The following is a 14,947-nucleotide window of genomic DNA, read 5'->3' as shown; positions in this document are numbered from 1 at the left end:
CCAGCGGGGTCAGTTCTTCAGACGTTCCTTAAAGACTCAGGGGATGGAGATCATCATTTACAAGGCCTTGGCATGGCCAGGCTGGGTGCCGCCGAGCTGAAATTTCTAGTTCAAAAGCTCACCGGGGTGGCTGAGTCAGACTACGATAAATTTTCTGAGTTTTTCTTCTGCGGCGAGGGAAAAAATGGCAGCCTAAGCTTAAAATTCATGCCGCCATTCTGGAGCATTTCGGATGACGTATACTTCTGCCCGGCCTTAGTTCCAACCCTACTGGGCACGAGAAATCTTTTGATCTCCATACTAATAGATGATGATAAAAATACTAAATACAACTATGACGGATTGATATCTCACTTTTTCGAACCTGAACTCTTGAGAAGGGCTCAAAGGCATTTCGAAAGCAATGGCTTTTATACTTATTTAGAATGTGACTTTACTGGGGGCGAGATTGATTTATTGGTTTTTTGCAATAAATTCAATACCGTGATGACCGTCCAGGCAAAAGCCACTTTATACCCTGAGTCAGCTCGCATGGTGCGACGTTTGGACGATAGAATTCGGGAAGCAGTTGAGCAGACCAAACGATTTGATAAACTCGAACCCAAAGAGAAAACTAGTTTATTCAAAAAATCTTTTCCCAGCTTGGATGATTCGGCGCAAATCAATCATATTCGCGCAGTTTTAACAAATTCCAGTTTCGGAAGCACTTTTAGCTGGCAATTACTAGAAAGCAACAAAATAACCCCAATAAACTGCAATCTTCTTAAAAACGTATTGCCTTGCTGCAATGTTTTAACTGAACTACCAGAACAAATTGAAGCATTTATTGCAAAGATAAAATCCGAGATTGAGATCACTGAGGAACAAAAAGTTTTCAGCCTCCCTGGCCATACGATTTATCAACGACACGTTGAAACACATCGCATGAAGAACCTTTACGACGCCAAGTATTGGGGCGAGTGAATAGCCCCCAGTTTCATAGATGCTTTCGAGCCTCAGCGAAACCGGCCCAGCCTTGGCGTGACCAGCAGTTTCTGGCCGGTTTCGGCCTGTCGCCACCGGCAGCTATGGATTAAATCCGGCCCGTCGTGACTGGCAACAGCCGAACCATCGTGGACCACTGAGACCTAGATGAGTGGAAGCTTCGAATCGTCACCGCAATCAGCTACTGCCGTTTTGTTGTAATCAAAGGGGAGACTTCTTCTTTCTATGCAGAGACTTTTCTGACTGAGTGGTGGTGGCCGTCCGCCACGCTCCGGGCGACTATCCAGCCGGCAAACAGGGCGATGTGTTCGCGGTCGAGTTCAGGGTAGCGCGCATGTCCTGCCTTGGCCTGAGCGACGGTCCGGTGTTCCAGTACAAAGAGCCTTTTCGTTCCAGGTCGCGACCGATGATCAGGCTGAGACGGACCACTTGTGAACACGATCATTAACAATGGGGCCAGGTGAGCGCGTATGGCTGGTACAGGGACGAGTGGGTGTTTCGTGGTAGATCTCCCTGCATATTCTGACGGCTGCAATACCCAGCCCTGATCGAGCGGCAACAACGCGTTCGTTCGAGGCCATTGATGGCATGACGAAGATCGACTTTGCCGCGATCGAGGCTGCGCTGAAGGCTTGATCTTCAACGTCTGAATCCAGCCCCAATGACTGAGCCTGCCTGACACCACATGCGATTCTGAGGCTGCTGCGGCCCCTCCGCGTGACTCGCAGAGTTCCGTGCTGTGATCCACCTCTGCTGCGACTCGGTCAAGCTAAATGCAATCGTTGGTCAGGAGCTTCTATAAAACGCAGGCATAATCTTGTTATGATATAGCTGGCGTCAAACTCGGCAGATGATACGGCCTTATAGATTTACTTAAGAGTGTATGTCGTATATTAAATACGTGGCCTAAATGCTGTGCTGTGCTTTGCTTCGGATTGTTCCTGTGTCCGATTTTGGTAGTGTCTAACTATCTCAATCCTTCGCAAGTGGTGCGGGATGTTGCAAGGTGGGCGATATTTTTATAGTAAATTGGGTTTGTAAATATTTTAATTGGAAGCTAGTGTTTATGATGATGGGCGAACAAGCATCTCAGATTAATAAAGCTGCGGAACTTCGTCGTAAAAAGCTGCGCGGCAATGTGGGCAAGGCTGTTGTAGATTATGCAATGATCGAAGATGGCGACAAAATTATGGCCTGCGTAAGTGGTGGCAAAGATTCATTCGTTATGCTTGACGCTTTGCTGCACTTGCAGAGAGTTGCGCAAATAAAATTCAGTGTTGTGGCGGTTAATCTTGATCAGAAGCAACCTGGCTTTCCGGAGCATATCTTGCCTGAGTTTTTCGAGGCTAAAGGGATTGATTACTATATAATTGACAAGGATACTTATTCCGTTGTCAAGAGTAAGATCCCGGAGGGTAAGACTACTTGTTCTCTTTGCTCTAGACTCAGAAGGGGCACGCTTTATAGTTTTGCTGAGGAAATTGGGGCTACTAAATTGGCACTCGGTCATCATATGGATGACATGGTTGAAACTTTGTTTCTGAACATGTTCTTCCAGGCGCAAATGAAAGGGATGCCTCCTAAGCTTCTTAGCGATGACAAGAGAAATATAGTTATCCGGCCGCTCGCCTACTGTCGCGAGAAAGATATAGCAAAGGTCGCTGCCGATAGCGCATATCCAATCATTCCGTGCAATCTCTGCGGCTCGCAAGAGAATTTGCAGAGGAAAAAAATCAAGTCGATGATTGCGGAGTGGGATTCGGTAAATCCTGGCTGCGTAGAAAACATCTTTCACAGCTTACAAAACGTAAGTCCATCCCAGTTAGCTGATCGTAGTCTCTTCAATTTTATAGATCTATCCATTGATAGGTCGGATGCCCGACCGCCCTACGAATTCGAAGCAGCCGAGGTTTCATCATCCAGCGTTGAAGGCCGGATTGATGTCGTTCGGATTTTGTAAAGGTTCAAGGTGATTTTTCGGGGGGGGGAGAGGGTGTTTAGAGGCCAAGAAGACGCAAAATTTACTTTTTCGCATTTTTCTGTAAAGCCAGCTTTCTATTTAATTCATTTAAAATCAACAAGTTGCGATTATTCTGATGCTGTCCAGTTATGTTTTCTTAAGCTATAAGGGAAAGACAGCTACACCATGCTCGACGTCTTGCTGTATCTGCAGAAAGTGGCTCCGGTCAAATTCGAGATTGTCGCCGTCAACATGGATCAAAAGCAGCCGGGCTTTCCGGAGCACGTGCTGCCCGAGTACCTGAAGTCCATTGGCGTCGACTACCACATCGTCGAGAAGGACACCTATTCGGTCGTCAAAGAGAAAATCCCGGAAGGCAAGACCACCTGCTCGCTGTGTTCGCGTCTGCGTCGCGGCACGCTCTACACCTTCGCCGATGAGATCGGTGCAACCAAGATGGCGCTCGGTCACCATCGCGACGACATCCTCGAGACGTTCTTCCTCAACATGTTTTACGGCGGCACGCTCAAAGCCATGCCGCCCAAGCTGCTGTCTGACGACGGCCGCAATGTGGTGATCCGGCCGCTGGCCTATTGCAGCGAGGCAGACATCGAAGCCTATTCGCAGATGAAGGGGTTTCCGATCATTCCCTGCAACCTCTGCGGTTCGCAGGAAAATCTGCAGCGCCAGGTGGTCAAGGAGATGCTGCAGGAATGGGAGCGCAAGTCGCCCGGTCGTACCGAGATCATGTTTCGCGCCTTGCAGAACGTAGTGCCCTCGCAGCTGGCCGACCGCAACCTGTTCGACTTCACCAGCCTGCGCATCGACAACGACGCCACGCCGCGCTTCCTCGATGTGATGAGTCTGTAGCGGCAGCCGTAGGCCTCAACCATAAATCCCAACCGAACTCTGTAGGGTGGGCTTCAGCCCACCACGCCAGCTGTAACTTGGTAACGGTCGGATAGCGCTCCGCTTCAGCTCCGTACTTCTGATACCAGCGATTTACGCTGTCGGTTGAACTGAGGTTCTGCCCCAGCTCGCCAACCGAGCCAGGGTGCAACCCATCTCAGGTGGTATCAGCTCGGCCGAACCTGCTTCAGCGTTTCAGCGATCATGAACGCCATTTCCAGCGACTGGTCGGCGTTGAGCCGAGGGTCGCAGTGGGTGTGGTAGCGGTCGGAAAGCCCGTCCTCGGTAATTGGGCGCGACCCGCCAATGCACTCGGTGACGTTCTGCCCAGTCATTTCAATATGAATGCCGCCGGGGTAGCTGTCTTCGGCGCGGTGCACGTCGAAGAACTGCCGCACCTCGGCCAGCACCTTGGCGAAATCGCGGGTCTTGTAACCGCTGGAAGCTTTCATGGTGTTGCCGTGCATCGGGTCGGAGCTCCACAGGACCTGACGACCTTCCTGTTGCACGGCTTGGATCAGACGCGGCAAGCCTTCCTCTACCTTGTCGGCGCCCATGCGCACGATGAGGTTCAAACGACCCGGATCGTTCTCAGGATTAAGGATGTCGATCAGGCGGATCAGCTCCTCGCTGGCCATACTCGGTCCAACTTTCACGCCGATCGGGTTGCCCACGCCGCGCAGGAATTCAACGTGTGCCCCGTCCAGCTGTCGCGTGCGGTCGCCAATCCACAGCATATGGGCAGAGCAGTCGTACCAGCCACCGCTGAGGCTGTCCTGGCGCACGAATGCCTGTTCGTAGTTCAGCAGCAGCGCCTCGTGGGCGGTGAAGAAGCTGGTTTCGCGCAACTGCGGCGCGTTGTCCATGCCGCATGCGCGCATGAACCGTAGCGCCTGGTCGATCCGTGCGCCTAGCTGGTGATATTTCTCAGCCATCTGCGAGTTGGCGATGAAATCCAGATTCCACTGATGCACCTGATGCAGATCGGCGAACCCGCCCTGGGCGAAAGCGCGCAATAGATTCAGGCTGGATGTGGATTGGTGATAAGCCTGCAGCAGCCGCTCCGGGTCCGGCACGCGGCTTTTTTCATCGAAGCCGATGCCGTTGACGATATCGCCGCGGTATGCCGGCAGGGTGACGCCATCGATAGTCTCGTCCCCGGAAGAGCGCGGTTTGGCGAACTGCCCGGCCATGCGGCCGACCTTCACTACAGGACATCCAGCAGCGAACGTCATCACGATCGCCATCTGCAACAGCACCTTGAAGGTGTCGCGGATCTTCGGTGCGGAAAACTCGGCGAAGCTTTCTGCGCAGTCACCGCCTTGCAGCAGGAACGCGCGGCCTTGCGTCACCTCGGCGAATTGCCGGCGCAGCTCCCGTGCCTCGCCAGCGAACACCAGCGGTGGAAGGCTCGCCAATGTGCCCTCGACCCGCTTCAGATGTTCGGCATCGGGGTATTCGGGCTGCTGCTGGATGGGTTTGGCTCTCCAGCTAGTGGGGCTCCAGGCGTGGCTCATGGAAATTGATTCCGTCCGCAAAAAAGTGCCCGGATTTTACCTGATGTGCTGGTTCTGCGCTGATAGCCCTTACCAATCGGGCTGTTAAGATGCACCGATAGGTTTGGGAGAAGCGCAGTGGACAAGCAGGAAGTGTTGCTGGCCGAGGTGCATGATGCGTTCGGTCTGATCCGTGTGCTGGAAGTGGGGGATTACCGGTTTCTCGAATTCGGCGCTGCGGTCGAGCAAAGCTGCACGTTCACCCGCGACCCGAGCTGGCTTGAGTATGACTACACGCGTGCCATGTTGATGGGCGGTCTGCTGCACGCGGCGCCGGAAACAGCCCTGTTCCTCGGGCTAGGCGCCGGCACCCTGACCCAGGCATGCCTTGAATTCCTGCCGCTGGAGGACGTCGAGGCCATCGAGTTGCGCCCGGACGTTCCAGAGCTGGCGATGCGTTATCTGGGCTTGGCGAACGATTCACGTCTATATATCCGCATTGGCGATGCGGTGGAACTGCTCGATTCGGCCGAGACCGCTGATCTCATCTTCGTCGACCTTTACACCGACGTGGGCCCGGCCGCCGCGCATCTGGCGTGGCGTTTTCTTGAACGTTGCCAACAGAAGCTGAATCCGGATGGTTGGCTGATCATCAACCAGTGGGGCACCGACGAGGACAAGCCGCTAGGTGCGGCGCTGCTTCGTGGCCTGTTTCATCGTCACTATTGGGAATGCCCGGTAAAGGAGGGCAACGTCGTCTTGTTCGTGCCTGCGGATCTGGATCAGCTACTCGACGAGGCGAGCCTGCGCGAGCGCGCCGCAGCGCTGGCCCCGCGATTGGGCTACACGCTGGACTCGTTGATCAATGCGCTAAGGCCGGCGAGCTGAGCAAGCAGTGAGCTGTCTATCAGCACCCCTTCAGTGCCTGGGGCATCCAAGGCAACGGCTAAGCACGACGCTCTTGTAGGAGCGATCTTGCTCGCGAAGACTGGCTCGACCCTTCGCCATTTGTGGCGCGCCCTGATGAGGCTACTCCAGGAATATTCGCTAGCGGCGAGATACCGATAAATCCGCTTTGTGGAACCTAACTCCGAAGACAAATTGCACGCACAGCGTCACAGAAATCCGGTATAGTACGCGCCGGCTGAAACACAGCCTGCGTTCAGGTACTGCAACACACGAAGCGCTGCTTCGGCTGCTGTCCGCTTCTCGCGGCTGTCCTTGACGATTCATCATTCATTACGTTTTCGCAAACCCCGCCGACCAGGCTGCCAGGGTGACCTTCGGGTTTTGCATGGCATGCGCAGCTTCGGAACATGGGTCTTTGCGGAGCATCAGGAAAAGACCCATGACCCAAGAAATCGGCGGCTTTGCCGCACTCGGTATTCATCCCTCCGTACTCGCTGCAGTCATCGCAGTGGGCTACGAAGAGCCTTCGGCAATCCAGAGCCAGGCTATCCCGGTAATTCTCGGTGGCCACGACATGATCGGCCAAGCCCAGACCGGTACCGGCAAGACCGCCGCCTTCGCGCTGCCCATTCTGTCGAAGATCGATCCCGCTCGTAAGGAAGTACAGGCGCTTATTCTCGCGCCAACCCGCGAACTGGCGCTGCAGGTTGCCACCGCGTTCGAAACCTATGCCAAGCAGATGCCTGGCTTGACCGTGGTCGCCGTCTACGGCGGCGCTCCGATGGGTCCGCAGCTTAAGGCCATCCGTCAGGGCGCGCAGGTCATCGTCGCTACACCTGGCCGCCTGGTCGACCATCTGAGCCGCAACAGCGCACTGCTCGGCACCATTCAGTACCTCGTACTCGACGAAGCTGACGAGATGCTCAAGCTGGGCTTCATGGACGACCTCGAAGTCATCTTCGAAGCCATGCCGGAAAGCCGTCAGACCGTGCTGTTCTCCGCGACCCTGCCGCACTCGATTCGCGCAATCGCCGAGAAGCACTTGCGCGAGCCGCAGCACATCAAGGTCGCTACCAAGACCCAGACAGTGACCGCCATCGAGCAGGCACACCTGATGGTCCATGCTGATCAGAAGATTGCTGCCGTGCTGCGCCTGCTCGAAGTTGAAGACTTCGACGCACTAATCGCTTTCGTGCGCACTAAGCAGGCAACTCTGGACCTTGCCGCCGCATTGGAAGCCAAGGGCTACAAGGCTGCGGCATTGAACGGCGACATCGCCCAGAACCAGCGTGAGCGCGTGATCGAGTCCCTCAAGGACGGTCGTCTGGACATCGTGGTCGCCACAGACGTTGCTGCTCGCGGCCTGGACGTATCGCGTATTACTCACGTATTCAACGTGGACATGCCCTACGATCCGGAGTCCTACGTACACCGTATCGGTCGTACTGGCCGTGCCGGTCGTGAAGGTCGCGCATTGCTGCTGGTCACCCCGCGTGAGCGCCGCATGCTGCAGGTCATCGAGCGTGTAACCAACCAGAAAGTAGCCGAAGCCCGCCTGCCGAACGGCCAGCAAGTGCTCGAGGCGCGGATCAAGAAGCTCACCAACAGTCTTTCACCGCTGGTAGCGGATGCCGAAGCCAGTCATGGCGAACTGCTCGACAAGCTGGTCGCGGATATCGGTTGCAGCCCGCGCGCACTCGCCGCTGCGCTGCTGCGCAAGGCCACTAACGGCCAGGCGTTGACCTTGGCTGAAGTGGAAAAAGAGCAGCCGCTGGTCCCGACCAGTAGCCCGCGTGAGCGCTCCGATCGTCCTGAGCGTAGCGGCGACCGCGAGCGTCGTGCTCCGATTCCCTTGGCCGAAGGCCGCGCCCGCTGCCGTACAGCATTGGGTGCCCGCGACGGCATCGCCGCGCGCAACCTGCTCGGCGCCATCCTCAACGAAGGCGGCCTGGCCCGCGAAGACATCGGCCGCATCCAGGTACGCGACAGCTTCAGCCTGGTCGAGCTGCCGGAAGAAGGTCTGGAGCGCCTGCTTGGCAAACTCAAGGACACCCGTGTCGGCGGTAAGCAACTCAAGCTGCGTCGCTATCGCGAAGATTGATGCTTGGATGTAGCGGCACGCGATGAGGCTGGGCCTCGTCAGAAATAGAAAGGGTGGACTTCGGTCCACCCTTTTTTTTGCGCTCAACTCGTTGAAGCGAGAACGGTAGGGTGGATCACGCTTCAACGATCCACCAAGCAAGTCGACGCCACCGCTGCGGCTTACGGTGAATTAAAAAAACGTCACCCACCCTACGGTAATTGCCCGGTTTTCGGCTGGCTTGTGCCACGCGAATGAACCCGTCGCCCCCGGAACGACTTGTACCGCTAGCGGAAGGGTAGGGTGAATCGCGCTTCACCCTACCGCGAGCCAAAAGCTAAACGTCCGAACCCTACACCGTATTCAAAAACCTGACCCAAACGTTCAGGCTGTTCAAACTCTGAACAACATGCTACAAACGAGCGCAACCTAATTGATCTAGCCGCTTGAAAACGAAGGGAAAACCATGACCAAGTCGGAGTTGATCGAACGCATCGTCACCCAACAAGGCCTTCTTTCGTCCAAGGATGTTGAGCTGGCCATCAAGACCATGCTCGAACAGATGGCCCAGGCACTGGCCACCGGCGACCGCATCGAAATCCGCGGCTTCGGCAGTTTTTCCCTCCACTATCGCGCCCCCCGCGTCGGCCGAAATCCCAAAACCGGCCAATCCGTCCCGCTTGACGGCAAGTTCGTCCCGCATTTCAAGCCGGGGAAGGAGTTGCGGGATAGGGTCAATGAAGAAGAATAGTTCTTGTTAAATGGAAGTGTTCATTCGCTAGCTTATATAAAAATGCCGCAGGTCAGCGTCTTAACAATAATTCGCTGTTTGGTTTGGCAATTTTTACTCTCCGTGGCAGTATGCGCCGTTTTTATTTAGCGCGTCCCTTGGAGGGGATTCATGCAGGAAACAGGAAGCTACGCCGCCCACACCCGAGATGACGAAATCGACCTAGTGGAGTTGGTCAAAGCGCTATGGTCTCAGAAACTCATCATTGTCTGCGCCACGATTGCAGGCGCAGCGATAGCCTTGGCATACGCGCTGTTTTCAACGCCTGTTTACGAGGCAAAGGCTACCGTCCTTCCCCCGTTGCTCTCTGACATCGCTTCCTACAACGCCGGCAGAACGGAGTCTTCAGAGAATCAATCCCAGCTCAAGCCGTTCACAGTCGATGAGGTTTATGCGGTATTCACTCGTAATTTAAGATCTCTTTCTCTTCGGCGAGACTTTTTCAAGGACGTTTACATTCCCTCGTTACCAGAAGGTGCTCGGACCGCCCCACGAGACCAGCTTTGGTCAAAGTTCAACGAGATCGTGTCGATCAGGACGCCCGATAAGCAGCGTACTGAACTAGTCGAGGTCGCCGTACAACAAAGTGAACCGGACCAAGCAGCTGCCTGGGCGAATGAGCTGATCAGCCGCGCCTCAGAGGCCTCTGAGCGTGACATGCAACTTAACGTGTCGAGCGAGCTGGACATTCGTATTCGCTCCGTCGAACGCCGAATTGCGTCTTTGCGGAGCACCGCTCAGCAGCGGCGTGAAGACCGTATCGCTATTTTGAAAGAGGCATTGGTCGTGGCTAGGGCAGTCGGTATGGATAGCCCACAGGTAACCGCTGGCCGAACATCTTCAAACGAGGAGCTTTCAGAGTTTATCGATGGCAGCTTGACCTATATGCGGGGCGCTAAAGCAATCGAAGCAGAAATGAAGGTGCTAGAGGCCCGCGAGTCTGACGACCCCTTTATCCCCGAGTTGCGTAGTTCCCAGGAGCAGCTCTCTTTTCTAAAGACAGTAGAGGTGCGACCAGAGAACGTATCAGTGTTCACCTTGGACAGCGTCGCGGAAGTACCTGAAACGCCCATCAAGCCAAAGAAGTCGTTAATCGTCGCGCTTGGAATCGTTCTCGGTGGGATGCTCGGGGTGTTCGTTGCGCTGATTAGGGTGTTAATCCGTCGCGGCAGGTGAAGTTCGCTTCATTCCTTCAAAGAATCGGGTTAGCAGTTCGCTCACAGCTAACGCAACGTTAATGGAATAACTATGTACTATCCTCAAATAGAACATCACGGCGCCAAGGAAGGCGTTACCGGCTCCTGTCATCAACTGCGCATGAATGCCGGCACCAGCCTGCTGATCGACTGTGGCCTGTTCCAGGGCAAAGACGCTTCGATTCCTGATGACCCTGGCGCGGATCGCCTCTCCATAGAGTTTTCGCTGGACACTATAAAAGCGCTGGTGGCCACCCATGTGCACATCGACCACGTCGGGCGCATCCTCTACCTGCTGGCGGCAGGCTTCGATGGCCCCATCCTATGTAGCGAGCCTTCCGCCAAACTCCTGCCGATCGTGCTGGAAGATGCCTTCAAGTTAGGCTTCAGCCGTGACCGGGCAAGGATCGAGAAATACATCCAGCTCGTAGAGCAGCGGATCATCGCGCTGCCTTATGAACAGTGGTTCACCCTGACGGATACGGACGAGCTGCTGGCTCGCATACGGCTGCAGCGTGCAGGGCATATTCTGGGCTCTGCCTACGTCGAGGTCGATCTGGCCTACCCGCTAACAGGAGAGAGCAAGCGCGTCGTTTTTTCTGGCGACCTCGGCGCGCCGCACGCACCGTTTCTGATGCCGCCCGAGCCACCGGAGCGCGCCGACATTCTGGTATTGGAAAGCACCTACGGCGACCGCCTCCACGAAGACCGCAGCAACCGCCGCCATCGGCTCGAAGCCGTCATCGAGAAAGCGCTGGAAAATCAAGGCACCGTCCTGATCCCTGCTTTCAGCATCGGACGAACTCAACAACTGCTATACGAACTCGAAGACATCATCCAGAGCAAGCAAAGCGCCAAGCCCGCCCCTGTAGGGGCGACCTCGCTCGCCAATCACGCCGCAACGCCGTCTGACGAACCCAACTGGCCCGAACTCCCCATCATCCTCGACTCGCCCCTCGCAAGCCGCTTCACCGAGGCCTACCGAAGTCTAAAATCCTTCTGGAACGAAGAGGCCCGCGAACGCATCCAATCCGGACGCCGCCCGTTGGCCTTCGAACAGCTCATTACAATAGACAGCCACGGTGATCATCAGCGCATCGTTAAACATCTGGCCCAGACTGCACGCCCAGCCATCGTCATTGCCGGTGGTGGCATGTGTAGCGGCGGTCGCATCCTCAATTACCTAAAGGCCATGCTGGGGGATAAGCGGCACAACGTATTGTTCGTTGGTTACCAAGCCCAAGGGACCCCCGGACATGCCATCCAGACCTACGGGCCGAAGGGCGGCTATGTAGACCTGGATGGCGAACGCATCGACATTCGCGCTGGCATTACCAGCATCGGCGGCTATTCGGCACATGCGGACCAGAAAGGATTGGTGGAGTTTGTGACCGGGATGCAGCAGTGGCCGACAGAGATAAGGGTGGTGCATGGGGAGCAAAATGCCAAGCAAGCGCTGGCCGACACGCTGAAGGCTCGCTATGCAGAGACCGAAAATCAGATGAAGCTACAGCTGTGAGCGTTTAAGGACAAGTCACTCGCTGAGTGGCTCTTTACCCAGCGTCGTTTGTGGATAGTCTTGTTAGTCGTCAAAGGAAATTTGAATAGTGAAGATTCTCGTAACCGGCGGAGCCGGTTTTATCGGCTCGGCTTTGATCCGATACATCATCGGCAGGACGAACGTCTCGGTAGTCAACCTTGACAAGTTGACCTACGCCGGCAACCTCGAGTCCTTAGACGATGTCTGCGATAACGAGCGCTACGCCTTCGAGCACGTCGATATTTGCGACCGTGCCGAACTCGACCGGGTTTTCCTCGAGCATCAGCCTGACGCAGTAATGCACCTTGCCGCTGAGTCTCATGTTGATCGCTCCATTGATGGTCCGGCAGCTTTTATCGAAACTAATATCATTGGTACGTATACCCTGCTGGAAGCCGCCCGCCTGTATTGGCAAGAGATGAACGACAGCCGAAAGGCAGCCTTCCGCTTCCACCACATCTCCACTGACGAAGTGTATGGAGATCTGGAAGGCCCGGAAGACCTTTTCACTGAGTCCACGCCATACGCGCCAAGCTCACCGTATTCAGCGAGCAAAGCAAGTTCCGATCATCTGGTCCGGGCCTGGCAGCGTACGTATGGCTTGCCGGTACTGATCACAAACTGCTCTAACAACTACGGACCGTACCACTTCCCTGAGAAGCTCATCCCGTTGATCATCCTCAATGCCTTAGAGGGCAGGCCGCTTCCGGTTTACGGCAAAGGAGATCAGATACGCGACTGGCTCTACGTCGAAGACCACGCTCGTGCTTTGTACAAAGTGATCACCGAAGGGCAGGTTGGCGAGACCTACAATATTGGCGGCCACAATGAGAAACAGAACATCGAAGTTGTCCAGATACTCTGCAGTCTACTTGATGAACTCCGCCCTGTAGCGGGGAATACATATGCCAGCCACCTAACCACCTACAAAGACCTCATCACCCACGTCCAGGACCGTCCCGGCCATGACCTGCGCTACGCCATTGACGCCAGCAAGATCCAGCGTGAACTCGGTTGGACGCCGGAAGAAAGCTTCGAGACTGGCATTCGCAAAACAGTTGAATGGTATCTGGCAAACACCGGCTGGATTGAGCACATCAAGACTGGTGCTTATCAGGGATGGCTTGAGAGAAATTACAGCCATAGGCCTGCAAACCCATGAAGATCCTCCTTCTCGGTAAAAATGGGCAGGTAGGCTGGGAGTTACAGCGCGCGCTCGCGCCGATAGGTAGAGTGGTGGCGCTTGACCGCGAGGGCGGAGATGGCCTCTGTGGTGATCTGGCGGACATTGAGGGGTTGCGCCTTACCATTAAAAGTGTGCAGCCAGACATCATTGTCAACGCAGCAGCCTATACCGCAGTCGATAAAGCCGAAAACGAGGAGGCTAAGGCGCTGCAGATAAACCATGAGGCGCCCAAATTTCTCGCCGAAGAAATGCTACAACTCAATGGTTGGCTTGTGCATTATTCGACCGATTATGTTTTTGATGGAAGTGGTGAAAAACCTTGGCGCGAAGACGACGCTACTGCCCCATTGAGTATTTATGGCAAGAGTAAGTTGCTCGGCGAGCAGGCTATAGAATCATCGGGCTGTAAGCACGTGATTTTTCGCACTAGCTGGGTGTACGGCGCACATGGAAACAACTTCGCTAAAACCATGCTGCGCTTGGCGGGTGAGCGGGATCATCTTCAAGTGATAGATGACCAGATTGGAGCACCAACAGGCGCTGATCTCCTAGCCGATGTAACAGCTCACGCGCTGCATCGCGCGGTGGCCATGCCCGAGTTGGCGGGGCTTTACCATCTTACCTCCGCTGGTGAAACCTCCTGGTATGACTATGCGCGCTTTATCGTGAGTAGCGCTCTAAGTCATGGAATAAAGCTCAAGATAGAAAATATTTCACCTATTAGCACCAGCGAATATCAAACCTGCGCCCAGCGGCCGCGAAACTCCCGTTTGGATACCCGAAAATTAGTATCTAATTTCGGATTGCATCTACCGATGTGGCAAGACGGCATAACGCGGCTCTTAAAAGAAGTGAGTGGGAACAGACAATGACCCAGCGTAAAGGCATTCTTCTCGCCGGTGGCTCCGGCACCCGACTGCATCCGATCACTCTCGGTGTCTCCAAGCAGCTATTACCAATCTATGATAAGCCAATGGTCTATTACCCTCTTTCTGTGCTGATGCTAGCAGGAATCCGTGAAATTCTGATTATCAGCACTCCGGATGACTTGCCGAGTTACCAGAAGCTGTTCGGTGATGGAAAGCAGTTTGGCATCAATCTCTCGTATGCGGTGCAGCCATCACCGGATGGATTAGCGCAGGCATTCCTTATTGGAGAAGAATTCATCGGTAATGACGCCTGCTGCCTGATTCTCGGAGATAATATCTTTTACGGGCAACACTTCTCTGAAAACCTGAAAGCTGCCAACTCTCGCATCGATGGCGCAACAGTATTCGGTTATCACGTATCTGACCCTGAGCGATTCGGTGTAGTCGAATTCGATCAGCAGGGGCGGGCGATCAGTATCGAAGAGAAGCCCACAAAGCCAAAGTCGAATTATGCTGTTACTGGCTTGTATTTTTACGATAACCGTGTGGTTGATATCGCCAAGTCAATTAAGCCCTCTGCTCGTGGTGAGTTAGAAGTAACCGATATCAACCGCTTTTATATGGAAAATCAAACTTTAAGGGTAGAAATGTTGGGGCGCGGCTTCGCGTGGCTGGATACCGGAACGCATGAGGCCTTGTTAGAGGCGGGACATTTCGTTCATACCATCGAGCAACGCCAGGGTTTAAAGGTCGCTTGCCTGGAGGAAATAGCCTTTCGCCAAGACTGGATAGGCTCAGACCAGCTGGCTGACCAGGCAAGACGTCTAGAGAAGACAGCTTACGGAAGATATCTTATGACATTATTGTGCGAGCCTTAATAAGTTAAAGCGATGGCGTATCTGACACAGCTAGATAGAGTGATTGGATATCGTTTTATATGTGGTCAAGAAGAATAACGGGCGTCAACGTATATAACACGGCCTGACATGTGTCGGTTTCTACAAACACTAGTCTGGCGTTAGGATTTA

10 protein-coding genes and 3 pseudogenes are annotated in these 14,947 nt (G+C 54.5%); 12 read left to right on the top strand and 1 reads right to left on the bottom strand.

Features of this window, described 5'->3' with window-relative positions:
* The 4 genes and pseudogenes from RT21_RS23850 to ttcA (RT21_RS18180) all read left to right on the top strand — a co-directional run.
* Window positions 1-963 (top strand): hypothetical protein (locus RT21_RS23850; protein WP_177327105.1); only part of this gene is annotated, 963 nt, incomplete at its 5' end.
* 185 nt (window positions 964-1,148) lie between these two features.
* A pseudogene (locus RT21_RS24195) lies at window positions 1,149-1,620 on the top strand (VOC family protein).
* Between the two features lie 436 nt (window positions 1,621-2,056).
* Window positions 2,057-2,944: a tRNA 2-thiocytidine(32) synthetase TtcA gene (gene ttcA / locus RT21_RS18185; RefSeq protein WP_161611938.1), complete on the top strand. Its 888-nt coding sequence runs from the start codon at window positions 2,057-2,059 to the stop codon at window positions 2,942-2,944.
* A gap of 168 nt (window positions 2,945-3,112) precedes the next feature.
* Window positions 3,113-3,814, top strand: a pseudogene (ttcA, locus tag RT21_RS18180) (tRNA 2-thiocytidine(32) synthetase TtcA); the annotation flags it as partial.
* Between the two features lie 206 nt (window positions 3,815-4,020).
* On the opposite strand, the gene RT21_RS18175 reads toward ttcA (RT21_RS18180), so the two are convergent.
* Window positions 4,021-5,370: a class II 3-deoxy-7-phosphoheptulonate synthase gene (locus RT21_RS18175; protein WP_046163833.1), complete on the bottom strand. Its 1,350-nt coding sequence runs from the start codon at window positions 5,368-5,370 to the stop codon at window positions 4,021-4,023.
* A 117-nt stretch (window positions 5,371-5,487) separates the two neighbouring features.
* Here RT21_RS18175 and RT21_RS18170 point away from each other — a divergent pair, with 117 nt between their 5' ends.
* The 8 genes and pseudogenes from RT21_RS18170 (at window position 5,488) to rfbA (ending at window position 14,797) form a co-directional block, all read left to right on the top strand.
* Window positions 5,488-6,237: a spermidine synthase gene (locus RT21_RS18170; protein ID WP_046163832.1), complete on the top strand. Its 750-nt coding sequence runs from the start codon at window positions 5,488-5,490 to the stop codon at window positions 6,235-6,237.
* Window positions 6,238-6,665: 428 nt separating this feature from the next.
* A pseudogene (locus RT21_RS18165) lies at window positions 6,666-8,359 on the top strand (DEAD/DEAH box helicase).
* A 445-nt stretch (window positions 8,360-8,804) separates the two neighbouring features.
* A complete protein-coding gene (gene ihfB / locus RT21_RS18160; protein WP_045164450.1) occupies window positions 8,805-9,089 on the top strand; it encodes an integration host factor subunit beta in 285 nt (94 codons plus the stop codon).
* 150 nt (window positions 9,090-9,239) lie between these two features.
* Complete coding sequence (locus RT21_RS18155) at window positions 9,240-10,304, top strand: LPS O-antigen chain length determinant protein WzzB (RefSeq protein WP_045428488.1); 1,065 nt, start codon at window positions 9,240-9,242, stop codon at window positions 10,302-10,304.
* A gap of 72 nt (window positions 10,305-10,376) precedes the next feature.
* Window positions 10,377-11,843 carry an MBL fold metallo-hydrolase RNA specificity domain-containing protein gene (locus RT21_RS18150; protein WP_046163830.1) on the top strand — a complete coding sequence of 489 codons (1,467 nt, stop codon included), beginning with the start codon at window positions 10,377-10,379 and terminating at the stop codon, window positions 11,841-11,843.
* Between the two features lie 88 nt (window positions 11,844-11,931).
* Window positions 11,932-13,026 (top strand): dTDP-glucose 4,6-dehydratase, encoded by a 1,095-nt coding sequence (gene rfbB, locus RT21_RS18145; RefSeq protein ID WP_046163829.1) that lies wholly within the window; start codon window positions 11,932-11,934, stop codon window positions 13,024-13,026.
* Complete coding sequence (rfbD, locus tag RT21_RS18140; RefSeq protein ID WP_046163828.1) at window positions 13,023-13,922, top strand: dTDP-4-dehydrorhamnose reductase; 900 nt, start codon at window positions 13,023-13,025, stop codon at window positions 13,920-13,922. The genes rfbB and rfbD overlap by 4 nt, the downstream gene beginning before the upstream one ends.
* The gene (gene rfbA / locus RT21_RS18135; protein WP_046163827.1) at window positions 13,919-14,797 is read left to right on the top strand and encodes a glucose-1-phosphate thymidylyltransferase RfbA; all 879 of its coding nucleotides are present in this window, start codon (window positions 13,919-13,921) and stop codon (window positions 14,795-14,797) included. The genes rfbD and rfbA overlap by 4 nt, the downstream gene beginning before the upstream one ends.
* Window positions 14,798-14,947: the final 150 nt, after the last annotated feature.

Origin of the sequence: Pseudomonas sp. 10B238 (assembly GCF_000970615.1) — a bacterium.
Classification (GTDB): domain Bacteria; phylum Pseudomonadota; class Gammaproteobacteria; order Pseudomonadales; family Pseudomonadaceae; genus Stutzerimonas.
The sequence above is the reverse complement of the archived record's forward strand: the minus strand, read 5'-3'. Positions and strand labels throughout refer to the sequence as shown.

Bases quoted from the DNA above. Each gene is read 5' to 3' on its own strand.
- rfbA (WP_046163827.1), top strand. From the start codon at position 13,919: ATGACCCAGCGTAAAGGCATTCTTCTCGCCGGTGGCTCCGGCACCCGA.
- RT21_RS18155 (WP_045428488.1), top strand. From the start codon at position 9,240: ATGCAGGAAACAGGAAGCTACGCCGCCCACACCCGAGATGACGAAATC.
- ihfB (WP_045164450.1), top strand. From the start codon at position 8,805: ATGACCAAGTCGGAGTTGATCGAACGCATCGTCACCCAACAAGGCCTT.
- RT21_RS18175 (WP_046163833.1), bottom strand. From the start codon at position 5,370: ATGAGCCACGCCTGGAGCCCCACTAGCTGGAGAGCCAAACCCATCCAG.
- ttcA (WP_161611938.1), top strand. From the start codon at position 2,057: ATGGGCGAACAAGCATCTCAGATTAATAAAGCTGCGGAACTTCGTCGT.
- RT21_RS18150 (WP_046163830.1), top strand. From the start codon at position 10,377: ATGTACTATCCTCAAATAGAACATCACGGCGCCAAGGAAGGCGTTACC.
- rfbD (WP_046163828.1), top strand. From the start codon at position 13,023: ATGAAGATCCTCCTTCTCGGTAAAAATGGGCAGGTAGGCTGGGAGTTA.